The 25,367-nt window shown below is 70.7% G+C and carries 21 protein-coding genes; 4 read left to right on the forward strand and 17 right to left on the reverse strand.

The window, feature by feature from the left end; genetic code table 11:
• Genes IE247_RS13205 through IE247_RS13260 form a run of 12 tightly spaced genes read right to left on the reverse strand, consistent with a single transcriptional unit; the run spans position 1 to position 10,832 of the window.
• Entirely contained in the window at positions 1-585 is a 585-nt protein-coding gene (locus IE247_RS13205) for a phage tail protein (protein ID WP_190123243.1), read from the reverse strand.
• Between the two features lie 4 nt (positions 586-589).
• Positions 590-2,587: a putative baseplate assembly protein gene (locus IE247_RS13210; RefSeq protein ID WP_190123244.1), complete on the reverse strand. Its 1,998-nt coding sequence runs from the start codon at positions 2,585-2,587 to the stop codon at positions 590-592.
• Positions 2,584-3,039, reverse strand: a complete 456-nt coding sequence (locus IE247_RS13215; RefSeq protein WP_190123245.1) for a GPW/gp25 family protein — start codon at positions 3,037-3,039, stop codon at positions 2,584-2,586. The genes IE247_RS13210 and IE247_RS13215 overlap by 4 nt, the downstream gene beginning before the upstream one ends.
• 6 nt (positions 3,040-3,045) lie before the next feature.
• Positions 3,046-3,321, reverse strand: coding sequence for a PAAR domain-containing protein (locus IE247_RS13220; protein ID WP_190123246.1), 276 nt, complete (start codon positions 3,319-3,321; stop codon positions 3,046-3,048).
• 24 nt (positions 3,322-3,345) lie between these two features.
• Positions 3,346-5,238 (reverse strand): VgrG-related protein, encoded by a 1,893-nt coding sequence (locus tag IE247_RS13225; RefSeq protein ID WP_190123247.1) that lies wholly within the window; start codon positions 5,236-5,238, stop codon positions 3,346-3,348.
• A 3-nt stretch (positions 5,239-5,241) separates the two neighbouring features.
• Positions 5,242-6,078: a CIS tube protein gene (locus IE247_RS13230; RefSeq protein WP_190123248.1), complete on the reverse strand. Its 837-nt coding sequence runs from the start codon at positions 6,076-6,078 to the stop codon at positions 5,242-5,244.
• Between the two features lie 5 nt (positions 6,079-6,083).
• Entirely contained in the window at positions 6,084-6,521 is a 438-nt protein-coding gene (locus IE247_RS13235; protein WP_190123249.1) for a phage tail protein, read from the reverse strand.
• 30 nt (positions 6,522-6,551) lie between these two features.
• Positions 6,552-8,192 carry a hypothetical protein gene (locus tag IE247_RS13240; protein ID WP_190123250.1) on the reverse strand — a complete coding sequence of 547 codons (1,641 nt, stop codon included), beginning with the start codon at positions 8,190-8,192 and terminating at the stop codon, positions 6,552-6,554.
• 36 nt (positions 8,193-8,228) lie between these two features.
• Entirely contained in the window at positions 8,229-8,372 is a 144-nt protein-coding gene (locus IE247_RS13245; protein ID WP_190123251.1) for a DUF6760 family protein, read from the reverse strand.
• On the reverse strand, positions 8,369-8,800 hold the full coding sequence (locus IE247_RS13250) for a hypothetical protein (protein WP_190123252.1): 432 nt from the start codon (positions 8,798-8,800) through the stop codon (positions 8,369-8,371). Before IE247_RS13250 ends, IE247_RS13245 begins: the two co-directional genes overlap by 4 nt.
• On the reverse strand, positions 8,800-9,243 hold the full coding sequence (locus tag IE247_RS13255; protein WP_190123253.1) for a phage tail protein: 444 nt from the start codon (positions 9,241-9,243) through the stop codon (positions 8,800-8,802). Before IE247_RS13255 ends, IE247_RS13250 begins: the two co-directional genes overlap by 1 nt.
• Positions 9,244-9,278: 35 nt before the next feature.
• Positions 9,279-10,832: a phage tail sheath family protein gene (locus tag IE247_RS13260; RefSeq protein WP_190123254.1), complete on the reverse strand. Its 1,554-nt coding sequence runs from the start codon at positions 10,830-10,832 to the stop codon at positions 9,279-9,281.
• A gap of 240 nt (positions 10,833-11,072) precedes the next feature.
• Between IE247_RS13260 and IE247_RS13265 the strand changes: the two genes are divergently transcribed.
• The 3 genes from IE247_RS13265 to IE247_RS13275 all read left to right on the forward strand — a co-directional run bounded on the left by IE247_RS13265 (position 11,073) and on the right by IE247_RS13275 (position 16,881).
• Entirely contained in the window at positions 11,073-12,047 is a 975-nt protein-coding gene (locus tag IE247_RS13265; RefSeq protein WP_190123255.1) for a DUF4232 domain-containing protein, read from the forward strand.
• 359 nt (positions 12,048-12,406) lie between these two features.
• A complete protein-coding gene (locus IE247_RS34250) occupies positions 12,407-16,327 on the forward strand; it encodes a phage tail protein (RefSeq protein ID WP_229869090.1) in 3,921 nt (1,306 codons plus the stop codon).
• Positions 16,328-16,332: 5 nt separating this feature from the next.
• The gene (locus tag IE247_RS13275; protein ID WP_190123256.1) at positions 16,333-16,881 is read left to right on the forward strand and encodes a hypothetical protein; all 549 of its coding nucleotides are present in this window, start codon (positions 16,333-16,335) and stop codon (positions 16,879-16,881) included.
• An 88-nt stretch (positions 16,882-16,969) separates the two neighbouring features.
• Here IE247_RS13275 and IE247_RS13280 read toward each other — a convergent pair whose 3' ends face one another.
• The 4 genes from IE247_RS13280 to IE247_RS13295 form a co-directional block, all read right to left on the reverse strand.
• Entirely contained in the window at positions 16,970-19,024 is a 2,055-nt protein-coding gene (locus IE247_RS13280) for an ATP-binding protein (protein WP_190123257.1), read from the reverse strand.
• Positions 19,021-19,737 carry a Pvc16 family protein gene (locus IE247_RS13285; RefSeq protein ID WP_190123258.1) on the reverse strand — a complete coding sequence of 239 codons (717 nt, stop codon included), beginning with the start codon at positions 19,735-19,737 and terminating at the stop codon, positions 19,021-19,023. Before IE247_RS13285 ends, IE247_RS13280 begins: the two co-directional genes overlap by 4 nt.
• Before the next feature lie 31 nt (positions 19,738-19,768).
• A complete protein-coding gene (locus tag IE247_RS13290) occupies positions 19,769-21,940 on the reverse strand; it encodes a VWA domain-containing protein (protein WP_190123259.1) in 2,172 nt (723 codons plus the stop codon).
• A 204-nt stretch (positions 21,941-22,144) separates the two neighbouring features.
• Positions 22,145-22,777, reverse strand: a complete 633-nt coding sequence (locus tag IE247_RS13295; RefSeq protein ID WP_190123260.1) for a helix-turn-helix transcriptional regulator — start codon at positions 22,775-22,777, stop codon at positions 22,145-22,147.
• 213 nt (positions 22,778-22,990) lie between these two features.
• Between IE247_RS13295 and IE247_RS13300 the strand changes: the two genes are divergently transcribed.
• Positions 22,991-24,394: a COG1470 family protein gene (locus IE247_RS13300; RefSeq protein WP_190123261.1), complete on the forward strand. Its 1,404-nt coding sequence runs from the start codon at positions 22,991-22,993 to the stop codon at positions 24,392-24,394.
• 22 nt (positions 24,395-24,416) lie between these two features.
• On the opposite strand, the gene IE247_RS13305 is transcribed toward IE247_RS13300, so the two are convergent.
• Positions 24,417-25,226 (reverse strand): eCIS core domain-containing protein, encoded by an 810-nt coding sequence (locus IE247_RS13305; RefSeq protein ID WP_373305550.1) that lies wholly within the window; start codon positions 25,224-25,226, stop codon positions 24,417-24,419.
• Between the last annotated feature and the right edge of the window lie 141 nt (positions 25,227-25,367).

Consider the following 25,367-nt stretch of genomic DNA (forward strand, 5'->3'; position numbering starts at 1 on the left):
TCACTCCGCGCCCCCGATCCCGTCCCCGCGCCTGTCGCCCCTGTCGTCCCCGTCCGGCAGCAGCTCCAGATCGAAGCCGACATGCGCGGGCACCTCCGTACGCAGCAACTCCTCCAGCCGCACCCGGTCGACCGGGGTCGCCCCCAGCCGGAGCCGGACCGTCACCCAGGGGCGGGCCGTCCCCGGCGCGGAGGTCCCGGACTGCGTCGACCACGCCGTACCCCCGCTCTCGACGATCTCCGGCTCGACGCCGGTCTCCAGCCGCACCGCCTCCGCGAGCCCGCGCGCCGTCCCGCGCGCGCTGTGCCGGGAGACCGCGCCGCGCACCGCCGCCCGGCGCTGCTCCGGCGGTCCTTCGGCACGCGGTTCGACCGCCACCCAGCGGGCCAGCCAGTCGAGGAAGTCGTCGGGCGCGCTGCGCGGGTCGAGATGGGCGGGGAGATTGTCGATGGAGAGCAGCACCGGCGCGAGCACCTCGTCGAGCGCCCCCAGAAAGCGCCGGAGGAAGTCCTGTTCCAGATAGACGGCGGGGAGCCGGTCGATCAGCGGATGCGGGCTCGCCAGTCCGGGCACGGCCTTTCGCACGGCCTCAGCCCTCCCGTACCCGGAGCTGGTGGTCATGGCTGAAGACCAGCGCGTGCCGGTCGAGCGTGATCCTGGTGGCGGCCTCGGTGCGCCGGCCGGTCACCGGGTCGGCCGGGAAGAGGCGTACGTCCTCCACCAGATCGACCCCCGGCACCTGCTGGAGCACGGCGAACGCCTCGCCCGACTGGACCGGTCTGCCGAACGGCCAGCCCTGCCCGGCCGGGCCGCCGGTCAGCGCGTTGAAGTAGCCGTACAGCGCCGCCAGCGCCGTCTCCCGTACCCGCTCCGGGACCGCGCCCCGGCGGGCCAGCACCGTGGCGACGACGGTGACGCCCTGGTAGAAGGGTGGTTCGACCACCAGCCGGGCCCCGATCGGGCGGCGCTCGTCGAGATGGCGGGCGATCCGCGCGAGGGTGGACTCCGGCGGGATCAGTTCGTCGAACGCGATCCGGCCCCGCCCGTCCCCGCTGCCCGACGGCACCACCAGCAGCCGCACCACCCCGGCCTCGGCCCCCGGCTCCTCCCCGGCGGGCACGCACCGCACCCGGGCCGCGTCCGGCGCGACCTCCCGGGCGAGGAGTTCGTAGTCGTGCGGCACGACGGCCCGGTGCAGGGTGCGCAGCGTCATCGGCCCGCGCACCCGCGCGCTCTCCACGCTCTCGCCGTCGACCCCGCCGAGCGCCGGTACGCGGTTCTCCACCCGGGCCACATAGGGGATCGCGCCGCGCAGCACCCGCAGGGTGGAGCGGGCGACATTGCCGCGCAGCCCGCCGCCGGTGCGGTAGGACCGCACGCGCACGGTGGCGCCCTTCGGCGGCACCGCGCCGTAGTGGCGGATCCCGCCGTCCCGTTCGCGCACGGCGGGGCCGAACTCGACCCGGCCCGAGCCCGGGTCCAGGGTGATGTGCCGGTCCTCGGGGCCGGAGTGGGCGAAGTCGTCGACCCGGGTCCACTCCCGCGTACCGTCCGCACCGCTGTCGGACCCGGTCTCCGCTCCGGCCGCCGGTTCGGAGATCTCGACCACGAACTCCCCGGGGACCACCGGCGGGCGGGCGACGGCGAACACCTGGCCCGGCACCCCCTCCGCCGCCCCGAGGACCTCGTCCATGACGGTCTCCGCGTGTTCCGCGCCGACGGTCGCGCCGATCGTGAACGCGGTCACCCCGCGCACCACCGGCGATGCCACATACGTCGGCTGCCCCGGCTCGGCCTCGGTCAGCCGGCAGCGCAGCCAGCCGCCGGTGCGCCGGGCGACGGCCGTCGGGGCGTGGGCCCGGGGCAGATGCAGGATCAGCTCACCGGACTTGTTGAAGCCGCCCGTGTCGTCCTTCTCCACCTCGCAGGCCCGCCAGGCCTCGCCGTCCCACGCCTCCCACACCAGCGGCGGCCGCAGCGGGTCGACGCCCACGCCCTCCACCGTGCAGTCCAGCCGCAGGGCGACGACCCCGGACGGCACGGCCGCCGACAGACCGACGTAGAGCGCGTCCCCGGGGGTCGGGCCGGTCCCGGGGCCGGTGCCGAAGCACGGTACGTCGCGGCCGAGCGCCAGCTCCTCCGTACGGTCCACGGCCTCCCCCGACACCGGCCGGGTGGCGAGATGGGCGTAGGAGCAGGGCACCACGGAGAGTTCGCCGACGGTGGTGAAGACCACCGCCTCCTCGGTCGCGGTACGGACGGTGGCGACCTCCGTGCCCGCCCGCACCCGCACCGGCTCCGGCTGGGGCGCGGAGAGCCGGAAGGTCACCCGTGTCCGCGCGGCGGTGGGCGGGTGGAGCCGGACCCCGATCAGATCGAGGAAGGTCAGATAGCTCTTCTCCGGGACCCGGTTCACCCGGTAGACGAGCTGGTCCACCATGGTCGCGAAGGCCTCGATCAGGGTCACCCCGGGGTCCGACACATTGTGGTCGGTCCACTCCGGGCAGCGCTGCTGCACCAGGCGCTTGGCCTCGTCCACCAGATCCTGGAACCGCCGGTCGTCCAGATGCGGGCTGGGCAGATTCACGCGCCCGCCCCCTCGCCGTGCCCGCCGTGCCCGCCGTGCCCGCCGTACGACCGCTGCTCGTGCTGCGGGATCACATAGAACGGGAAGACCAGATTCCGGGGGTCGTTGGCCCCTCGGACCGTATAGCCGATGTCGATGTACAGCACCCCCTGGTCCGCCGCGTCGAAGCGGACGGCCACCTCGGTCACCTCGACCCTCGGCTCCCAGCGCTCCAGCGCGAGGCGCACCTCGTACGCGAGCTGCCCGGCCGTCCCCGCGTCGGCGGGCGCGAACACATAGTCGTTGATCGCGCAGCCGAACTCCGGCCGCATCGGGCGCTCGCCCGGCGAGGTCGCCAGGATCAGCCGGATCGACTCCTCCAGCTCGTGTTCCCCGTGTACCAGCGCGATCGAGCCGGTGGCGTCCACACGCGGCGGAAAGGCCCAGCCCGCGCCGATGAACTGCTGTCCCATCGCCGCTCAGCCCCCGATCAGCACGGTCGGGCAGCCGGAGACCACCGGGGAGCCGCAGCCCGCGAGATCACCGACCCGGGCGGCGGGCCGCCCGCCGATGAGGACGGTGGAGCTGCCGGGCGGGGCGAGCGCGGACGGCGGATGGCCCGGGGCGGCGCACTGGTGCGCGCCGCCGACGGTGGCGGCGGGCCGCCCTCCGATCAGTACGGACGGGACACCGGGCGGCCCGATCGTGCCGGGGTGTCCGGTGGGGTCGCCGACGCGGGCGGCTGCTGCCGACATGACGTTCCTCCTCCTCGGTCGATCTCAGTTGATGCGCACCATGGGGGCGTTGACGGAGAGCGAGCCGCCGGCCTTGATGTCGGTGCGCTGGGTGCCGTTCACCGCCACCTGCGCGCCCTGCACCTCGACCGCGCCGCCGGTCGCGAGCCGGACCCGGCCGTTGCCGCCGTCGACCACCACTCCGGTACGGGAGGTCAGCGCGAGGCTCTGCCCGGCGAGTTCGAGCGGCCCCTCGCCCGCGTCCAGGGCGACGCCCCGGGCCGCCTTGATGGAGACCTTCTCCTTGGCCTCGATGGTCACGCCGCCGTCGCTGTTGATGACGATCACGGTGCCCCGGCGGTCGAGATCGATGGTCAGCCTGCCGTCGCCGGTGAGCAGCCGGACGCCCTGCGGGCCGTCGGCGTTGTCCAGGATCTCCAGCTGGTTCCCGCTCTTGGAGGCGAAGGCGCGGCGGTTGACCGCGCCGGTGGTCGGATCGACCAGACCGCCGCCCGGTTTCCCCGCGGCGGGGGACCCGCCGCCCGGCCGGTCCTTCCCGTTGTAGAGCCCCGCGAGGACGTACGGCCGGTCCAGCCGCCCGTGCTCGAAGCCGACCAGCACCTCGTCGCCGACCTCCGGAATGAACGCTTCCCCGCCGCTGGTCCCGCCGGACTGCGCGGTGCGCGCCCAGTCGCTCGCGTACTCGTCGGACAGCCAGGGGAACCGGACCTTCACCCGCCCCGACCCCTCCGGGTCCTGGGTGTCCGTGACCGTCCCGTTCACCAGCCCCCGCGGGCGCGCGCCGCCCCCGTTCCCGCCCCCGCCCCCGCTGTTCGCGCCGCCGCCGGTCAGGCCGAACAGCGAGCGCTCCTGCTGACCCGAGACGGTGATCCAGGTCTCGTAACCGCGTACCGAGTCAAAGACATGGCGCGTCGAAGTGACCGTGTACCGCCCCTCGAAGGGCGCGCCCACCGCGTTGAGCGCCACCGCGCTGCCCGCCCTGACCTCCGGGTTCCCCCGGATCACCGCCTCCAGCTCGGCGAACGACCCGGCGATCCGCTCGGCGAGCGCCCTGGCCGCCAGATCCACCTGCTCCTGTGTCCCGTACGCCGCGTCCGTCACCACGAACCGCGCCTCGCCGAAGGGCGCGGACACCTCGGCCGCCGTCACCCCCAGCTCCAGGGTGGCGGACTTGCCCGCCGGGGCCCGCCCCACCAGCGGCTCCTTCGTCCGCACGTCCCAGCCGCGCACCTCGACCTCGGAGACCTGCTCGGCGGAGGACACCCCCGCCCGGCAGCGCAGCAGATTGGCCCCCATCTCCAGCACCAGCGGATCGCGCTCCGCCCGCGCCGATCCGCCGGGCGCTCCGCTCGCCCCGGTGGGCCGGGTGAGGTGCAGACTCCCGTCGCGCACATACGCCTGGGCCCCGGCCTCCTCCGCGAGTCCGCGCACGAACTCCCAGTCGGTGACATTCGGCTGTACGAGGTGTTCGAGCACCGGCCCGGCCACATCCACCGGCCCCGGCTTCAGCCCGGCGCGCTGGGCGACCCGCGCGCAGACGTCGGCGAGCGTCATGTTCTGGTAGCTGGCCACCCGGCGGCCCCGGAAGAGCCGGTGCGACTCGTCCAGGCCCCGGACGACGGTGAAGGTGCCCGTCTCGTCCAGCTCCACCTCCAGCGCGGTCACCACCCCCGTCAGCAGCGGCTTCGGCGCGCTGTCGCCGCCCGCGCGGGCCAGCAGCCGCGCCTCGCCGCCGATCGCGAGACCGGTCCGCTCCAGCAGCACCCGCTCGGGGTCGCGAAAACGCAGCACGAAGAGGTCGGGGAGCGTACGGCTGTCGTCCACATACCCCTCGACCAGGGTGTTCGCCAGCTCGGCGGGGAGCGGTGTGCCGCCGAACTCCACCACCAGCGCCGACGCGACGCCCTGCCCGGCCACCCCTCACACCCCCCGGCCGACGGGGCCCGCGGGGCCGCCCGGGCCGCCCGGTTCACCCAGTCTGCTCAGCTCGTCCAGCGCGGGCAGCAGCAGTTGACGGCCGGGGGCCAGCCGCATCGGATCGTCGATCCCGTTCGCCTCGGCGATCACCCGCCAGGCCGCCGGGTCCCCGTACTCCCGCTGCGCGAGCGACTGGAGCGAGTCGCCCGCGTCCACCCGGTGCACCCGCCGGGCCGCCAGCGCCCCCGAGGTCGGATTCTGCCCCGGCGTCTCCCCGCTGATCTCCTCCATGGTGACCTGGCAGATCGCCCGGATCGGCACCCCCGAGGTGGTGAACAGCGTGTACTTCGCCTGCACCTGGCTCACATAGCCGGGGAAGCCGGTCAGCCCGCCCCAGTGGAACACCACCCACGGCGGCGAGGCGCGCTGCCGCTGCCGGGTCTCGCTGGTCGGCACACAGCACGCGAAGAGCTGCTCCACCGAGGTCACCACCCGGGTGTCCTGGGTGTCGCTCGCGTCGAAGAACATCTCGACCGTGAGCTTGCTGGGCTGCGAGCCCTGGTACTCCGGCGGCCCCGAACTCTTCGCGCCCTTGGCCGGAGTCCGCTTCCAGGAAGCCGCCTTGGTCAGACTCAGCTCCTTCGGATTGAACTGGAAGTCGATCCGTCCACAGGGGCCGCCGGGGGTGAGCCCGCCGCCGGTCGGCGGAGTCCGCAGCTCCAGATAGGCGTGCTCCAGCTTGGGCCGCCCCGCCCCGCCCGCCCCGCCCGAGCCGCCCTTGCCCGCCGCGACCCCCGGCGTACCGGCCGCGCTGAAGGCGATGGGTCCCGCGCCGCTCATCGCGCTCAGCCCTCCATCACATAGCCGTGATGGGCGATCTCGATCGTCTCCATCGCCACCTTCGGCGACTCCGGGTTGAAGGAGGGACCGGTCCAGCGGACCGGCACGACCTCCAGCAGCCCCCACTGGGCGACCTTCCGGCCGTCCCCGGTGCGCGCCTCGATATGGGCCGTCTTACGGCTGAAGCCGGTGGTCATGGTGGCGAACCAGCGGGCCACCTTCTCCGTCTCGCGCGTCAGCGGCCGGGAGAGCTTCACATTCGAGTACTTCAGCCGGGTCGGAAGCTGCCACAGATGCCCGTTGTTCCCGCCCTCCTCCCGCGTTTCGAGCACGACCTCGCAGCCGAGCCCCTCACAGGTGTTGAAGGAACCCAGCTCGATGTCGTCGATGGTGACGACGAAACAGACGCTGACGGCGGGGTCGTCGTCCTGGACGCCGGCCATGACACCTGCCTTTCGGTCTCGGGGGATCGATCAGTGCCTGGTGTTGATGAGAAACCCGGCGCGCTCGCGCTCCAGCCGCAGATCCGCCTTGAACAGCCGGCTGAGCGGCGCGTACAGGGCACGCACCAGCTCATCCGTGACCTGCGGCGAAGCCGCCTTCGAAGCCCCGGGTCCCGCTCCCGCGCTCTGTTCCGGTCCTGGTTCCGGTCCCGGCTCCGTTTCAGGTCCTGGTCCTGGTCCTGGACCTGATTCCGGTTCTGGTTCCGGGTTGGGCGGCGGAGGCTCGGCGGTCTCCGTCTCACGCTGGACGATCACGGGCATGGGCACGGGCCGTACGGCGGGCCGCGCCGGAGCCCCGAACACCACACTCCCGTCCGCCATCCGCTGCGCCACCCCGGCCGCCACCGCGACCTCCCCGGCGGAGAGCGGTGGCGAACGCCGCACCGAACGCGGCACCGGCGGCCCGGCGGCGACCGGCGACCGCCGCCGCTGTACGGGGGGTGGGGATGGCGACGACGGGGCCGGCGCCGGAGACGGGGCCGGAGACGGGCCGGGGGGCGTGTCACCCAGGGGGACGGCTGTCCGCTGTACGAAGGTCCCCGCCGCGCCCGGTCCGGCCGGGGTCCATCGGACGGGCACGGGGGCCGCCGGTGCGGGCGGCGCAGCTCTTGGTCTTTCGGTTTCGGTCAGTTGCAGCGGCAGGGGGCGGTTCCCGAGCAGCGGCACCACCCTTGCTTGTGTCGGAACCGGTGACCGCGAGGTCTGGAGCCGGACCGGAGGTCCAGGCTCCGGCACGGGCATCTGCGGTGCGGGTGCGGGTGCGGACGCCGGTGCCGGTGCCGGTGCCGGTGCGGGGATCAGCGGGTCGTCCCCCAGCAGGGGCGCGGCGACGGCTGCCGTCTCCGGCTCGGCCTCCGCAGCCACTTCCACCGCTTCCGGTTCTGGTTCCGCTTCTATCCGGGCCGGAGGCCGTTCCCCCGGGGCCGAGGTGGCCGCCGCCTGCCGCTGCGCGGTGGGCGGCAGCGCGGGCAGCGGAGCCCCGAGCCCGAGCCCGGGCGCCCGCCCGGCGGGCGGGGTACGCGAGGGCTCAGCCGCCCTCTGCACCTCGGCCCGCACTGGGGGCTGGGCCTGGGCCTCGGGCTCGGGCTGGCGCTGAGTCTGCGGGACCTCCGGAGGCAGTACGGGCCGCTCGCCCACGAGCCGCCGCACCGGCGACTCCGACGCGGCCACAGCCGTACTCCCGTCCACCGACACCGGGGGAGGCGACACCGGGGACGCCGACACCAGGGACGGCGAGTCGCCCCCGTACCCCGGACGCACGGACACAGCGGGCCCCAGGGACCGCTGCACCGGAGCATGCGCGAGCTGAACCGACTGCGCCGGTCGTGCCTCCCGTACGGGTGTGGTGATCCCGTGCACGGTCCCGGTCGGGGCGTCAGCGCTGATCAGATGCCCCAGCGGGGTGGTGAGCGCGGTGTCGCGCCGGGTGGTGAGCGAACCGTGGAAGCCGGCGGGATCGCTGATCAGCTGCTGGTCGCCCAGGCTCCGCTGAAGCGGCGGCAGCGCGCCGAGGTCCAGCCGTGGCCGCCGTACCGCCATCGGCTCGGCCGCCTCTCCCCGTACCCCCGGAGTCTCCCGCTCCGTACGCCCCGCGCCGCGCAGCCAGGACATCAGACCCATGGTTTCCCCCGTCCTTACGGCCCGTTCTTACTGCCCATTGAGGCGAGCGGCCTCGGCGACGAACCGCAGACGCTCCGGGTGTTCCAGGTCCAGCAGCTCATCCAGCGACCAGTGGAAGTGATGGGCGAGGTACGCGACCTCCTCGTAGAGCAGGTCGGCCGCGTACGTCACGATTCCCCCAGGCGTCCACCGGCGAGATCCACCGCGAACTCCTCCTGGCAGGAGGGACAGGTGACAGCGGCACGAGTGTGCCCCTCGGCATTGATCCGCCGATAGAAATCCTGGAGAAAGGCCAGGTCGGAGGCGAACAGATCCTCGATGATCCCCGGGTGGACATCATCGACCGCGCCGATCCGGGTCACCACCCGGGCGATCAGCACCACCGACAGATAGGCGGAGTTCTCCCGTACCCGGTCGTCCCGCAGCGGCACCAGCTCGTCCCGGGCGGTCGCCAGCCGCATCACGCCCGAGCGGTGCACGGTGCCCGAATCATCCACATAGCCCCGGGGCAGTTCGAAGGCGAACTCGGTCCGCAGGGTGTCCCGGGACTCCCCCTGGCCATTCGGCGGCCGTTCCGGGGTCTGGACCGTACGGCGCATCAGTCGAGTTCCATGCTCTCGTAGGTGATCGAGAGCTTCTCCGTCAGCACCGAGGTGTCCCCGGCCTTGAGCGTGCCGATCTCCAGAGACTTCGGCCACGCGTTGATGAGCTTGTACCGCTTGATCGGCACTCCCTCGTAGTCGTACACGATCACCGCGCCATTGCGGCGGGCGTCCGTCATCCGGCCGAACCGCGAGTCCCTGATCCAGAGTTCAAAACTGTTGTCCTCGGTGAGACCGCGCGTCACCGTGACCTCTCCGGCCTTCGGCCGGCCGGGGAGCTTCTTGATGGCGTATTTTCCGTCCGCGGTGTTCTGCTTCAACTCGATGACGTCCTGTTCCATCTTCAGACCACTCACCTCGGTGATCTGCTTGATGACGACGCTGTCGAACTCAAGGCCGAAGGAATGCCCCACGGAACTGTCGAGATCGGGCAGTGGCACAACAGACTCCTAACGCACGCTGAAGAGTTGACCGGTCATTCGTCGATCCCGCCCGTGCCGCCGGTCAGCTGCGAGAGCCGGAAAACCACGAACTCCGCCGGTTTCACCGGCGCGACCCCGATCTCACAGATGACCTGCCCCGCGTCGACGCTCTCCGGCGGATTGGTCTCGCGGTCGCACTTGACGTAGAACGCCTCGTCCGGGGTCAGCCCGAACAGCGCCCCCTTGCGCCACTCATTGACCAGGAAAGCCGAGACCGTACGCCGGATACGGGCCCACAGCGCGTCGTCGTTCGGCTCGAACACCACCCACTGCGTACCGGCCAGGATCGACTCCTCCAGATAATTGAAGAGCCGCCGCACATTCAGATAACGCCACTCCTGCCCGGAGGCGAGCGTCCGCGCCCCCCAGACCCGGATGCCCCGGCCGGGGAAGGAACGGATGCAGTTCAGACCGATCGGATTGAGCACATCGTGCTCCCCCTTCGTCAGCTGCGTCTGAAGCGCCACCGCCCCGCGCACCACCTCGTTCGCCGGGGCCTTGTGCACCCCGCGCGAAGCGTCGCTGCGCGCCCAGACGCCGGCGATGTGCCCGCTCGGCGGTACGAGGGACGCCCGCGCCGACGAAGGCACCGCCACACTGATCCACGGGTAGTAGAGCGTCGCGTACTTGGAGTCGAAGTTCGCCCGATCCGTACGCCAGCCCCTGACCTGCTGCGGGCTGAGCCCCGGCGGCGGGTCCAGAATGGCGACCCGGTCGCCCATCAGCTCACAGTGGCTGATCAGCCCGTGCTGCACCGCGACCACCGCGTCCAGATCGAGCAGCCCGCGCTGGTACGCGCTCATCAGATCCGGCACCGCGACCATCGTGACGTCCTCGACCGCCTCCAGCCCGCCGAAGCCGGTCCTCCGGTCGGGATCGCCCACATACACCTCGGGCACCAGCCCCGGCGCGCCGCCGGCCGCCGGCGGCGCGGGCGCGAGCGTCACCGACTGCGTCGCCGGCCGGGCGGGGGCCGCTCCCTGGCCCGTCTCCCTCACCTCGATCAGCGCCGACTGGGCGTTGACCCGGGTGGCCACATTCTCCTTGCTGCGTTTCGTGGTGACGGACGGATAGGTCTCCGCGATTCGGCCATCCCGCTTCACGATCAGCCGGAAGACGTCCGACGGAGGGTCGTCGCCCTCGGCGTCCGCGACCTCGACCGTGATCTCACCACTGACTCCGGGGCGGGCGGTCACGGCGTACGGCCCGAGAAGCGTCTCCGCCCCCGCCTCTTCATTTCCCCCCTCATTGGCCGCCGCATCGACTGCCGTGTCGACCGCTGTTCCATCGCCGATGCGCACCACATAACAGGTGCCGCCGCCATTGGCGAAGAACCCATAGACGGAGGCGGCGAGATAGGCGCCCTCCATGAAGTCACCAAACCGGCTCACGAACTGACTCCAGTTCGTGATCAGCGTCGGCTCGTCGAATGGTCCCTTCTGCGCGAAGCCCACAAAGGCGGCGATCGAGGTGCCCACCCCTTCGATCGGCCGCGACCCGGACTCGACCTCTTCGACGTAGACGCCCGGGGACAGGTACGACGGCATATCAGCTCGCTTTCACCGGGGAACGCGGGCAATTCTCGTCATCGAACCGATCACCGGGAACGGATACTCGGTCGCCCCGCCGGGCACCGGGAGCTGCCCGATGGGGCAGCCCCGATGTTCTGTTCGAACCGTGCCCGAACCTGGACTCGCGGCGGTCCGGCCCTGCTTGTGACACCCCTGTGACTCGGGACTGTGACCGCCATCACGCGCGCTGGATCAACGCCCTGATGAGATGGCCGAATGAGCAGACTGGCCTTTCGCCGCCGCCCGGCCCTTGCCGCGACCGCACCCCTGCCTGTGGCCCTGCCCGTGTCCCTGGCCGCGATCGCTCTGCTGCTCACCGCCTGCGGGACCGAACGCCCGGACGCGGGGCACTCCGGCGCGAGTACGCCCGCGCCGTCGGCTTCCACCACTCGGGTCGACGACCCGGGCAAGGACGGCGTACGCATCACCTCGCTGACCCTCCCGCCCGCTTCCCCCTCACCCGCCGGCAGCCCCTTCCCCTCGGCCGACCGTCTCGGCTCGGACTCGGGGATCTCGGCCGCCTACGAGGTCACCAACCACGGCGCCGAGGCTCTGACCTACACGATCGTCTTCACCTTCATGAGCGGTGACGGGGGAGCCATGGCCAACCAGACCGCGACCGTGCGCGACGTCGGCCCCGGGAAGACCGCGCGAGGCACGGTCCGGGCCGGAGCGCTGCCGCCCACCACGCCGCAGGTGACGCAGGCCAAGGTGCTCGAAGTGACCAAGGTCCCGGCGGGTGAGGCTCCGGCCGAGGCAGGTGCCTGCCCCGCCTCCGGGATCCGCGTCAGCGCCGACCAGGGCGACGCGGCGATGGGGCTGCGCGTCGTGGGCCTGCGCCTCGACAACTGCGGCACCCGCCCCTACACCGTCAAGGGCTACCCGCTGCTGGAACTCCTGGACGAGGACCGCGAGCCCGTCGACGGCATCGAGATCCTCGACGGCAGCGGCGAGATCACCACCGGCGCCGGGCCCGACGAGCCGCCCCGGCACATCGCGCTCGCCCCCGGCGAATCGGCGACCGCCGGCCTGGTGTGGCGCAACACGACCGAGTCCGGCACCCCCGTGAACGTGCCCCATGTGCGGGTCCGGGCGAAGGCGGGCGCCGCCCCTGTGACCGTGACCCCGAAGCTCGACCTCGGAACCACCGGAAAGCTGGGGGTCAGGCCCTGGGAAAAGGCGGGGCGCTAGAAGCCGCCCCACAGGAAAGGCCCCGGTCTCCGTGAGGAGGCCGGGGCCTTGTTCGAGCGCTGGGCAGGCCTTGCACCTGCATCCCCCCACGGGAAGTGGGGTGTCTTTCCTTGGACCACCAACGCCGGTCCCACCGCCGGGAGTCCCGGCCGCGAGCACATGATCAATATATCGCAGAAATGCCGACGGCATGCCCCGGGTCCCTCTTCGCGGTGCCGCACCGCGGGATTTTCCCCAACAGGCAACCGCTTCTGCCCTCGTCGCTGCCTGAGCGTTCCTGTCCGGGCTCTTCGTCGCCCCCGACGCTGAGGAGGCGCACGGCTGGGTGAGCGGGGTGAGCGGGGCGAGGGGGTGACGCGGTGAAGGCTGTCCCGGAGAAGGCCCCCGACAGCGACCGGCCGCACCGGGCAACGCCCGCCCCCGCGCCGACCCGGCGCGATGGGTCCCCGGCTCTTGAGCGCCACGGCCTTCAGCAACTCCAGCGACTCCAGCAGCTTCAGCGCCTCCAGCGTTCGGCGGGGAACGCGGCGGTGTCCCGGCTGGTGGCGCAGCGCTATACGGCTCCGGTGAAGCCGCCTCCGTCTCAGGCTGCCGGTTTCCGCAGGGTGAGGGCCGATGTCGCGGCGAAGAAGTCGCGTGTCGCGGCGCATCCTCCGGCGGCGGGTGAGGCGAGGGCGGCGCAGGACGCGGCGGTCGCGCCGCCGGACGACCGGGAGGCGCAGGGCAAGGCGGCGAACGCCGAGAAGATGCACGCGGCGAAGGCGGGGGAGTTCGACAAGGCGGCGTTCATCGAGGCGGTGGACCGGGCGATCGACGCGCAGGCCCCGAAGAACCTCGACGAGGCCGACAAGTTCTCCGGGTCCGGTAAGGCGGACCGGGTCCGGGCCGAGGTGGACGGAAAGGTCACCGACGGCCGTGAGGCGTCCGCCAAGGACATCGACTCCACCACCAAAGCTCCTCCGGACACTTCGGCGGCGGTGGAGAAACCGGTCACCCCGCTCACCCCTGACCGTCCGCCCGGCGACCCCGGTCCGCCTCCGGCGGGGGACGCGGTCCCGGCCAGACAGCCGGCGGCGGTCACCGACTTCTCCGAGGGGCCTGCGGAGAACGACCGGGCGATGGCGGACGCCGAGGTCACCGAGGAGCAGTTGGCGAAGGGCAACGAGCCTCAGTTCGACGAGGCGCTGTCCGCGAAGAAGACCTCGGAGGCGGACTCGGCGAAGGCCCCCGCTCTGGGGCTGGCGGCCGAGGACCGGCAGCTGTCGGCGGCGAAGGCGGGCGCGGCGGGCGCGGGCGCTCAGGCGATGGCCGGTCTGACGGCCACCCGCGCCGCGGCGGGGCGGGAGGTCGACGGGGGCAAGGGCGAGACCCGGTCCAGGGACGAGAAGAAGCGGGCCGAGGTCACCGCGAAGCTCCAGAAGGTCTTCGACGGGACGAAGACGGATGTCGAGTCCGCCCTCTCCGGGCTGGACAAGAAGGTCGACGCGGCCTTCACCTCGGGGGAGAAGGCGGCGCGGGACGCTTTCACGGCGGACCACAAGCGCCGGATGAAGAAGTACAAGGACAAACGCTATTCGGGTCTGATGGGCAAGGCCCGCTGGGTGAAGGACAAGCTCGCCGGTCTGCCCGACGAGGCCAGCGGCCTCTACCAGGAGGCCCGCAAGCTCTACGTCTCCCGGATGCGGACCGTCATCTCCTCGGTCGCCGACATCATCGGCACGGAGCTGGGCCGGGCCAAGGCCCGTATCGCGCAGGGCCGCACCGAGCTGAAGGCGGAGGTCGACAAACTCCCCGCCGATCTGAAGACCTTCGGCGAGGAGGCGGCCAAGGACTTCGCGGGGAAGTTCGACGACCTCGAAACCACCGTGAACGAGAAGTCCGAGCAGCTCGTCCAGGACCTCGCCCAGCGGTACACGGCCGCCCTGAGCAAGATCGACGAGGAGATCACCAAGCTCCAGGAGGCCAACAAGGGGCTGATCGACAAGGCCAAGGACGCCATCGTCGGCGCGATCAAAACCATCAACGAGCTGAAGAACCTCCTCCTCGGCATCCTCGCCAAGGCCGCCACCGCCGTTATGAAGATCCTCAAGGACCCCATCGGCTTCCTCGGCAACCTCGTCCGCGCCGTCGGAGCCGGCCTCCAGCTCTTCATCGCCAACATCGGCGACCACCTCAAGACCGGCCTCGTCTCCTGGCTCCTGGGCACCGCCGTCCGCGCCGGCCTCGACCTCCCCCCGCGGTTCGACCTCAGGGGCATCATCCAGATCATCGCCTCCCTCCTCGGCCTGACCTGGGACACCATCCGCACCCGCGTCACCCGCAAAGGCGTCCCCGACCAAGCGATGACCAAGGTCGAGTCCTCCGTCCCGCTGGCCCAGTCCCTCGCCCGCGAGGGCCCGTCCGGCGCGGCGAAGGAAATCCAGGCCGAAACCGGCGACCTCAAATCCACCATCCTCACCAAACTGACCACCTATCTCATCCCCACCGTCCTCATCGCCGGTATCACCTGGATCCTCTCCCTCCTCAACCCCGCCTCCGCCTTCATCCGTGCCGTCAAAGCCATCATCGACATCACCGCCTTCGTCATCACCCAGGGCGCCCAACTCGCCGACTTCGTCCATGCCGTCCTCGACGCGATCATCGCCATCGCCAACGGCGGCCAAGCCGGCGTCCCCAAACTCATCGAGGCCGCCCTCGCCGGCAGCATCCCGCTCCTCATCGGCTTCCTCGCCGCCCTCCTCGGCATCGGCGGCCTCGCCAACAAGGTCAGAAGCGTCTTCCAGGCAGCGGCCCGTCCCGTCAACCGCGCCATCGATAAAATCGTCGGTTTTCTGGCCAAAAAAGGTAAGAAGATTTGGGCCGGACGCAAGGTTGACGAGAAGGACATGAAGAATCCGGTTGATGACAGGGCGGAGCAGAAGAGGAAGCAGCGCGAACTTCCTCGGGCGATGAGTCGGGCAAGGCGGATCATATCCAAGCATGAGGGTAGCGACTCGCCAGTGGATGTGGTTGTCGCAGAGCTGCTTACGTTGCGTCGACAGTTCTCCTGGATAAAGGGGTTCGATGCAACGAGAAAGGGGGCTGGCTTTGCGCTCTCAATGAAAGCCAGTAATCACCCGCTGGGGTCGTACAGTGATATTGAAAGCATAAAGATACGACTGAGTGAACTCGGGCCTGAATTTATCGAAAAAGTGCACTCTCACTGGTGGGAATATCAAATCAAGAGGCCGAAAGTTGAATCGGAACAGCTGTGGGGGAGGGACGTTCTTAATCGGACTGAAGCCGAAGCGGAGGATTATCTGAAACGGGATGATACTGCACGTGATGTGAAGAAAAAGTTCTATGAGGGAAATAGTCGGGATGTTAATGCTGCCGCCTTCAAGGCGTATGTGTTCGGAGTGAGGAGCGTCATACGGAGAAATGTCGTCAAGCTGCTTGGTCGGGCGGCCCTGAAGGAGCTCAAGAAAGAAGGAAGGCGAGCCGCTCGCAACGTCCCGGAGACTCACGAGATCATCAAGTCGATGAAGTTCCTTCCGGCGAGAAGCGTCTATGGCCAGTATGACCCTTTCCCGGAGTCTCCGGATGAGCGCGAGCATACCAATTTCTTTCCGGTCTCCGTCGATCTGGACCGGCGAATAAGTACGGGCGATGAATCGGTTACCACGGTCGTAACGAGGGCGGGGAAGGTTTTTACTGTCACTCAAGACCTGAAGCACGGATTGAAGTTGCAGGTCAAAGGCGTGGACTTACGGCTTAAAGAGCCTGGTGAGCCACGAGGCGTGACACAGGATTCTCCCGGCTTCCTTGTTAATCAGGGCCTCAATCGCTCGCATGTGATTGCCGACTGGTTCGGAGGTTCGGGTTATCGGGAGGCGCTCAACCTGGTAACCGCCAGCGACCACTACAACAAGACGGTCATGGGTGGCGCAGAGTCCGAAATAGGGACCTCGATACTGGCGTTCGCTGAGGAACATGGTTTGACGCAAAGTCAAGTTTCCATGGATCTGACGGTGACCGTGACGTTTGGAGAGTTGCTGAAGGATGTTTTCATGAGGAACATCCAGGACCAGGAGTGGTATACGGCTGGCGATCCTGAATCGGATGCCCGGCTGAAGAAGCTGACTGATAAGTTGATGAACCCTCCGGTGAGGCGTGTCATGGGTGTCGTGTATGAGTTCGATCTGGCATCCACGATTTCCGATGCTGAAGCGAAGAATAACGACCCGATCCCAATCGAAGCTGATGATCACCTTTTTGTCAAAGGGAGTGCGGATCAGTGAGTGGAATGGATGAGGCTGTAAGCTTTTTTAACTCCTACCTGGATGCCGACTACGCCGGGAACTTGGCTGTGCGCTCGGAATCTGATGAAGTACTGAAGGAGCGGCAAATTGCGAGTCGAGGGTTCTGGCATTCCACCTTGAATGCTCCCTTGTCGCCTGGCTTCGGCAGGCCGGTCGGAATGCCGTCGGAAGAATTGGCGAGACTGGCGGCGAAGATGAACCCGGTGCGTCGTCGACTGTTTCTGGTCGCTGAGTACGATGACGTGGAGTGGGGTGCCCTTTATGCTGGCTATATTGGCGGTAGGGGTAGAACGGTTCAGTCGTATGGCGGGCTTCTTTATGCGGCGGGCATTAACGGCGAACTCAAGATCATTGCATCGTACAAAGAAGATATCGACAAAGTCCCGCCACCGCTTCGCTGGTGCCACTCGCAGGGCGTGGAGATCACCCTCTCCGGAAACCCGGTCGCTATACGCCCACTTGAAGTGCCAACCGGACGTATAGCGCACAAGCAGGACTGGGAAGCGTTCCGGAACGCCGGCGGCGACCGCTGAGCCCTCTCAGGCTCAAGGGCTGCGCAGGCGGCGCATGAACGGAATACGCGATCGACGCCGTCTCATCAAGGTCTGACCGGCCCGCCGGTCACGTCAGCAACCCCAGATACGGCCCGAACTCCGACGCCAGCGTCAGCCTCCCCAGCTTCTGGTACTCCCGCTGGATCGCGTGGATCAGTGTCCTCATCGAGACCGGCTCGCCCGTCTCCGCCGCCAGGTACGCGGCTGTGACCGCGATGGAGCGGATGTTGCCGCCGGCGAGTTCGAAGTTGTCGGCGCAGAAGGGGAGGTCGAGGTCGGGGGTGCGGGGGAGGTGGGGGCCGAGGGAGCGGTGCCAGAGGAGCAGGCGTTGGGGTGGGGCGGGGACGGGGAAGTCGATGACGAGGTCGAGGCGGCGGGTGAAGGCGTCGTCGAGGTTGGCGCGGAGGTTGGTGGCGAGGATGGCGAGGCCGTCGAAGGACTCCATGCGCTGGAGGAGGTACGCGCTCTCGACGTTGGCGTAGCGGTCGTGGGCGTCTTTGACGTCGGAGCGTTTGCCGAAGATGGCGTCGGCCTCGTCGAAGAGGAGGACGCCGTTGACGCCGGCCGCCTCGGAGAAGATCCGTTCGAGGTTCTTCTCGGTCTCGCCGACGTATTTGTCGATCACGGTGGCGAGGTCGACCGTGTAGAGGTCCAGCCCCAGATCGGCCGCGATCACCTCGGCGGACATGGTCTTTCCCGTACCGGAGTCCCCGGCGAAGAGCGCGGAGACACCTCGGCCGCGGCCGCCGCCGGGGCGCATGCCCCAGGCTCCGAGGACTTGGTCGCGGTGGCGGGCGCGGGCGGTGAGTTCGCGGAGCTGGGCGTGGGTGTCGGCGGGGAGGACGAGGTCGTCCCAGGTCACGGTGGGTTCGATACGGCGGGCCAGCCGGTCGAGCCCGGCCGCGTTCTGGGCGCGGGCGCCGTGGCGGACCTGGTCGGGGGTGAGGACGCCGCCGTGCAGCCGGGCCGTCTGGGCGGCGGAGTGGGCCGCGCCGGTGATCTGTTCGGGGGTGAGGAGGAAGGGAGAGAGGAGCCGTCCGGCGTCGATGGAGTCGGGGACCGGTGCGGTCGCCAGCCGCTGGTACGCCTGGGTCCACAGGGCGGCGCGCGCCGCCGGTTCCACCCTCGGGGCGTGCAGGGCGAGCGGCGGGGTGGCCGACCAGGACGCGTCCCAGGGCACTCGCCCGACCAGGATCACCGGTACCGGTGTGGCCGTCAGCAGCCGCAGCAGCCGGGGGTGTTCGCGGGCCACCGCGTCGATCGGGGCGCAGACCAGGCCGGCCCCGGTCAGCCGGGCCTCGCGCACCAGGGCGCGCACCGCCTCCGCCGGAGCGGGGTCCTCCGCGAGCCGGGCCAGGTCCAGCCCCAGCACTCGGCGGCCCGCGAGGCCGAGCGCCGAGGCGGCGAGCGCGGTGCCCGCGCCGCCCTGGTCCTCGCGGAGGTAGGCGAGCGCGACGCCCTCGGCGAGGGCCCCGGCCAGGGGCGCGGGGTCGCCCGCGCCCGGTGTCGGGCGCCAGGGCGCGAGCAGATCGGCCGGCCGGGGATCGGGGGTGTCGTCGCCGAGCAGATGCGCGGCGACCCGGTCCGGCACCCGGAGCGCACGGCTCAGAAACGGCCGCTCCGGATCCTCCACCAGCAGCAGCCGACCCGCCCGCAGCGGTGCCTGAGCGCTCAGCCGGGCGCGGGCCTCCCGGTCGGCGGGGGAGAGCCCGCACAGCCCGAGGGCCAGGCCGATGGAGGGACGGCGACGGGTCACATCGTCGTTGAGATACCCGTAGAACGCCTCGAAACGGTCGTCCAGATCGGGTACGAGGGTGATCAGCAGGATCTCCGTGTCCAGCGGCGTGAGCTCGAACTCCCGGACCAGATCGGTGAGCCGTGAAGATTCCGGTTCCGGTTCCGGCGGAGGATCGGCGGGCCGGGGGCCCGGGCCCGGGAAAGCGCGGGCGTCCTGGTCGTCCAGGAGCCGGGTGATGTTCTCCTCCGTCAGATACAGACCTCGGAAGGCGTCCTCCGGATCCGGATCCGTCGCCGCCCGTGCCTCGACCGCCCGCCGCACCCGCCGCTCCACTGCCACCGCCCGGTCGAGCAGATGGCGCAGGCTCCGGGTCGGGTCCGTCACTCGGCGGTCTCCGTACCGCGCGTCTCCACGATCCGCCGTGAGAGCCCCGCGCCCGAAGCGCGCGATGCGCTGGAACGCACTCGCTCATCGCCCTTGCCCCCGTACACCGGCGGCCCCTTCCGCCCCCTCGGGCTCGCCGGAGCGTCCCCGAACCGTGCCCGCATCCCCTCGTCCTCGACCGGCGGACCCGCCGTGTAGACGGGCGAGGCGGTCACCGGGACGCTGATCACCAGGTCGAGCGAGGGCTTCAGCTCGCCGCCGAGCGCGCTCCACACATCGGCGAAGGAGCGGTCCTCCGGCGGCGGCAGCGCGATCGACATCGGTACGGAGAGTCCGATCTCGGCCAGCGAGCCGGTCAGCCGCTCCGGCGGGAGCGCCTCGTACCGCAGCAGGCAGGCCAGCAGCGAGGAGAGCAGCCGGTGTTCGTCCTCCGGCCGTTTCGTCCATGCCGTGATCAGGTACGACAGTTTGAAGAAGCGCGGCGGCCGGCGGCGCGCGACGACCGTGCCGCGCTCGTCGTACTCATTGTGCAGACCGCGTTCGCGCCGCCGCATGTCCTCGCGGATGTCGTACAGATAGAGATTGACCATCGGCGCGTTGACCTTCGCCGCCCACTCCCTGGTCGGGGCGTCGAAGACCACCGAGATCTGGCCGCCTTCGAGCACCTCGGACCTGATCAGGGTGCGCAGTACGTCGTCCACCTCATGGATCACTCGATCATCCCCGGCCCGTGCGCCCGCCCGCTCATGAGCGGCCCGCGAAGTCCGGCGGCTGGAGATTCCGCTGCACCACCAGCACCGGTCTCTTCAGCCGGGCCAGATTCCGCGCGGAGGCCCGGAGTTCGCGCGGGCCGAGACGGTCCTTGCGCAAGACCAGGACCTGCGCCTCGAAGGTCCCGTCCCGTGCGGCGGTCACGGCGGCCGTGCTCGCGGTGATGCCCACGTTCCAGGTGAGGTGTACGGCCGTGCCCGGCGGATAGTCCTTGCCCCGGGCCAGTACCGGCTGGCCGGGCTTGGCGACCTCGGGGGTCACGGTCAGCGAGGGCTTGAGGACACGCAGCCGGTCGCTGTCCTTGTTGTTGACGGGACGGCGGTCGGTCCGGGCGCCGCGCACGGTGGCCCGTACCTCGCTGTTCACAGCCGTACGGTACGTCCCGGTCTGGGTGATCTGGAGGCGCTCACCCGCCGGGATGGAGCAGGGGGCGGCGGCCGTGCAGCGGTTCAGGGCGCGCAGTGTGCGGTCCTTCGCGCGGGCCGGTTCGGGCCAGACCGAGCGGAGGACGACATTGGTCGCCGTGTCGGGGCCCGCGTTGGTGAGGGTGAAGCGGGTACGGGCGGGGCGGGTGGTGTACGTACGGTCGGGGCTGACGTCGACGCTCACGGCCACATCGGCCAGCGGCTCGGACGGTTTCGGAGGCTTCGGGGGCTTCTGGGGCCCCGGGGGTTTCTCGCCCGGGGGATCCTTCGGCACCTCCGGCATTTCGAGCACCTCCACCACGGCGGTGTCCCGTCCGACGTTCCCCCGGGAGTCGACGGCCGTGCAGACGACGGTCGTCGTGCCGATCGGGAACAGCGATCCCGACGGGGGGACGCAGCGGGGGACCAGTGTGCCGTCGATGTCGTCCCGCGCGGTCGCCCGGTATCTCACCCGCGCGCCCTCCTCGTCCTCGGCCCGGACGGTGCGGTCGTCCACGACGACCTCGGGGCCGCTGACGTCGTTCACCTTGACGCTGATCTTCTGCTGGTAGCCGGGGTCGGCCACGGCGGCCGGGCCGATCTCCTCGTCGCCGGGGGCCTGGGCGCCCAGCAGGAACTGGACCGTGCAGGTCAGCGTCGCGCCCTGGGGCGCGTCGGTCGCGACGTCCACGGTCTCCTCGAAGGCGGCGACCGCACCGCTGGTGACCTTGCGGGTCGGCGGTTCGAGGGAGACGGTCAGATCGGGGTCGCAGTCGGCGAGTTGGTGGCCGACGCTGGTGGGGAGGTTGTCGAAGCCTTCGACGATGGCCTCGGCGACCTCGTCCTCCTTGATGTTCGTCAGCAGTCTGCCGCCGGTGGCGGTGATGATCCGGGTGGCCTGTCCGGGGGTGGTGGGAGGGTCCTCGATCTGACCGTCGTCATTGCCCGCGTCGCCATTGCCGTTGAGTCCGTCGCCGATCCTGGTCTCCACATCGACACCGATCACCCGGACGTTCTTGGCCTGGAGGTCGGAGATGGTGTCGCCGATGGTGTGGCCCGCGCTGGGGTTGTGGCTGGAGGCGTCGCCGACCAGGACGACGACCGGGCTGGCCCCCTCGCGGAAGACGGTCTCGCCGCCGGCCCCGTTGGCGATCTGCCACAGCCCGTTGATCCAGTCCTCGGAGGGGCCCCGGCTGCCGATGCCTCGGAGGTGGTCGAGCTGGTTGACGCCTTCGCGTACGGCGGTGAGATCGTGTGTCAGCCCCTGGAGCACCTCGAACTGCCCGTTGGCCGGGTCCAGCTCCTGGTCGCCGAAGGTGGCGACGGCGAAGCGGGAGTCCTGCTGGGTCTCGCGGACCTTGCCGGTGATCGCGGACAATTGGCCCTTTATGTCGTCGATGCTGTCTTCCATGCTGTTGGTGCCGTCCACCAGCAGGACCACATCCGGCTTGGGTGGAATCGCAGGTGTACGCACCTCCTTGTCCACCCCGATCGAGCCGCCGGGGTCGACCGCCTCCTCCACCACGGCCGGAGTGACCGGGTCCGAGGGGACACCGGCCGCACTCGCCCCGGCCCCGGTGCCTGCCGCCGCCGATCCCGAGCCGGGTGCGACGACGGCCGAGACCAGGAGCAGCAGGGCGACGGCCGGGCGACGGAGGGCGGTGCCGGGTACTCCCCGGGGCCCCGGGGGCCGCTCCGTCCGGGATTGTGGTGATCGCCGGAATGGCTGAAAAACCCGCATGGAATCCCTCCCCCTCCGACCGGACGCCGGCCTGCCGCAGTTCACCGTGCCGTACCGCCCCGGGTCCCACAGGGGAGCGCGGCCACACGCGTGGGAAGCCGCCGATGCCCTTTCGGGCAGCCGGCCCGGCCATCGGGCCCGCGAGGGTCGGCGGGGCGGCGGGCCCACGAGGGTCGGCGGGGCGGTGGGCCGGTCGGGCCCGGCTCAGATCAGGCCCTGGCGCATCGCGTATGCCACCGCATGCGAACGATTGCGCAGTTGCAGACGGGTCATGACCGAGTGCAGCACGTTTTTGATCGTGCGTTCGGAGTACGCCAGTTTGGTGGCGATGTCGGCGGTGTCGTATCCCTCGGCGACCAGCCGCAGCACATCGACCTCCCGGGAGGCCAGCCCGGTGAAATGGAGCCCGCGCGGCCCCAGCACCTGGCCCTGGAGCCGGCCCACCTCTTCGAGCAGCCGCCCCAGCAGATCGGACGGAAGATGGCCCTCGCCGCGCGCCACCGTCCCGATCACCTGGACCAGGTGCTCCGGCGTCGCCTCGGACCGCCGGACCACCCCGGCGACACCGCACTCCGCCGCGCTGACCAGCTTCTGTTCATCGATGTCGGTCGTGACCAGCACCGTGCGCGAAGGGCTGGTCCGCTGGATGTTGCGGAGCATCCGCAACACCGTCTCGTCCACCGTGTCCACGACCACCACGGCCACATCGACCGGTGGCGGCGGTTCACCCTCGCCCCACTCGGTCATGCTGACCTCGGGACGGGACCGTAACTGACTGGCCACTCCGGCCTGTGAGATCGGGTCCTGGGCACGTAATGCGACGCTTGTACGCTCCATGGCAAAGCACCCCCTGAGCAACAGCCGGGTCGCGTCACGGAAGGCACAACCATCACGGCTGCGTTCGTTGGCCTCAGATGGTACGAGGCTGACAGAAGATTCCCGGGTATCCGGAGAGGGAAACTCGAACGCTTCCGCGGGCAGGCGATCTGCCCGAAAGTGTTCCTGCGCGGTCCATGTCCGAGGATCCGCGACGACCCTACGGTGCGCGGTATGAGTCTCACCGCAAGTCTCCAGGAGCCGTTCGTCACCGCCGTACCGGGCGAGGAGACGAGCCTTCCCCTGCGGGTCCTCAACTCCGGTGACACCGTGGAGGAGTACCGGTTCGAGGTGGTCGGAGCCTGTGCGGCCTGGGCGACGGTGGAACCGGCCGCGCTCTCCCTCTACCCCGGCAGCTCCGAGAGCGCGACACTCACCCTGCGCCCGCCGCGCGATCCGTCCGTCCCGGCGGGCGAGACGCCGTTCGGCGTCCGGGTCGTGCCGACCAGCGGGCAGGGCGAACCGGTGGTGCCCGAAGGACGGGTGATCGTCCTGCCCTTCACCGAGGTCACCGCCGAGCTGGTGCCGAACAGCTCCCACGGGGCCCTGCGGGGCAGACATCAGCTCGCCGTCGACAACCGGGGCAACACACCGATCGCCGTACGGCTCGGATCGCGCTCCGGCACCGAACGCGCCCGTGTCTCCTTCAACGAACCCGAACTCCGGATCGAGCCCGGCCGGGCCGAGTTCGGCGGACTGCGGATCACGCCGGTCAAACGGCTGTGGTGGGGCACCCCGGTCACCCACCCCTTCCAGGCCCTCGTCACCCCGGCCGCGCCGGAGGGGGTGGAGGCGCCCGACCCGGTGGTCCTGGACGGCTCGTACCAGCAGGAAGCACTCCTGCCGCGCTGGCTGCCGAGGGCGGCCGTGATCACGGCGCTCCTGGTCGTCGCGCTGATCGGGCTCTGGTACGCGCTGCTCCGGCCGGCCGTGAAGTCGGCGGCCCGGGAGGCGATCACCCCCGAGGCGATCGCGTCGGCGACCGCCCAGGGGATGCCGACGCCGGGCGGGGAGGCGGACTCCGGCGCGAACTCCGGCGCGAGCGGGGAGCCGGGCGCGAGCCCGGGCAGCGGTACGGGCACCAGCAGCGGCACGAGCAGTGGTGCGAGCAGCGGCGCGAACTCCGGCGCGACCGGCGGGCCGAGCCCTTCGCCCAGCCCCTCCCCGTCGGACGGCTCATCCGCCGAAGGATCCGGCGAACCGGCCCCCACCAGCGCTCAGTTGCAGGTCAGAGATTCCGTGGGAGGCGGCTCGAACACCGCGGCCGCGCTGGAGGTGCCGGACGGCAAGACCTTCCGGCTGACCGACATCGTGATCCAGAACCCCCAGGGCGACGCCGGAACCGTCACCGTCTCCGCCGGTGAGAGCGGCACCGTGCTGAGCCTCGCCCTGGAGAACTTCCGGGACTCCGACTACCACTTCGTCACGCCCATCCTCGTACCCGAGGGCGGCCAGGTCACCATGACCGTGAACTGCCGCAAGGTGGGCAAACCGGTGAACGCGCCGACGCCCTCGCGGTGCGCCGAATCGCTCTTCCTCGGCGGAACGATGCAGTCCGGCGACGACCGGGAGAACTAGGGAACTACACGACGCGACCGAGTCACTCGGGCGGGGACTCTTCCTCCTCGGCCCCCTCCGAAGCCGTCCGCTGGACGAAGGACCCCTGCACATCCGCCGGCCGCTCCTCCTCGTCCTCCGTCGCCGCGCGCTGCACCGAGGGACCGGCGGCGGCCGGGGGAGCGGTCGCCGGGGCCGACAGCACCCGGTCCGCGTTGGCGACGGCCTCCCGTTCGAAGCGGTCGGACGGGTCGCTCACCCGGATCCCGCCGGGCGCCTCCGAGCCGTCGACCGGACCGTTGCGCTGCTGGATCACATGGGTCAGCTCATGGGCGAGGGTCGTACGGCCCTGGGGCGAGGACGGATCGTAGGCGTCGCGCTGGAAGACCACGTTGTTCCCGACGGTGTACGCGTGCGCGCCGACGCCCTTCGCCGACTCGTGCGCCGCCGTGCCGGTGTGTACGCGGACGTCGGAGAAGTCCGCGCCCATCCGGCCCTCCAGATCGGCGCGCACCCCGGCGTCGAGCGGCGCTCCGCCGCCGGAGGCGATGACATCGTGGACCGGGGAGCGCTGCTCCTCGCCGACCGGCTCCGCCCGCTCAGGGGCCCCGGCCCGCTTCTGCCGCTGGACCAGCGTGCCCACCGCGCCGTTTCCCACCGCCCGCTGGAGCGCGCTCAGCCCCGCCGCCCCGGCGACATCGGCCCGTCCGGCGGCCGCCGCCCGGTAGAGACGCGCGGTGCCCGCGTCCGGGGCCGGGGCGCTCTCCCGCCGTTCGCCGTCGAGCGGACGACCCCGGTCGTGCTCCCGCTCGCGCTCCTGTTCCCGCTGATGCTCGTACCCGTCCATCCTCATCCCCCTGCCCACGACCCCGCCCCACCACCTTCGACCCGCCCGTCCGACCCCGTCCAGCCCGGGCCCCGCCCGCCGAGGGCACCCGTGTTGCCTCTTCGGGCAGCCGGAGCCGCAGCCGCAGCCGACTGGGTGCACCAGCGG

This window comes from Streptomyces inusitatus, from assembly GCF_014651115.1.
Taxonomy (GTDB): Bacteria; Actinomycetota; Actinomycetes; order Streptomycetales; family Streptomycetaceae; genus Streptomyces; species Streptomyces amakusaensis.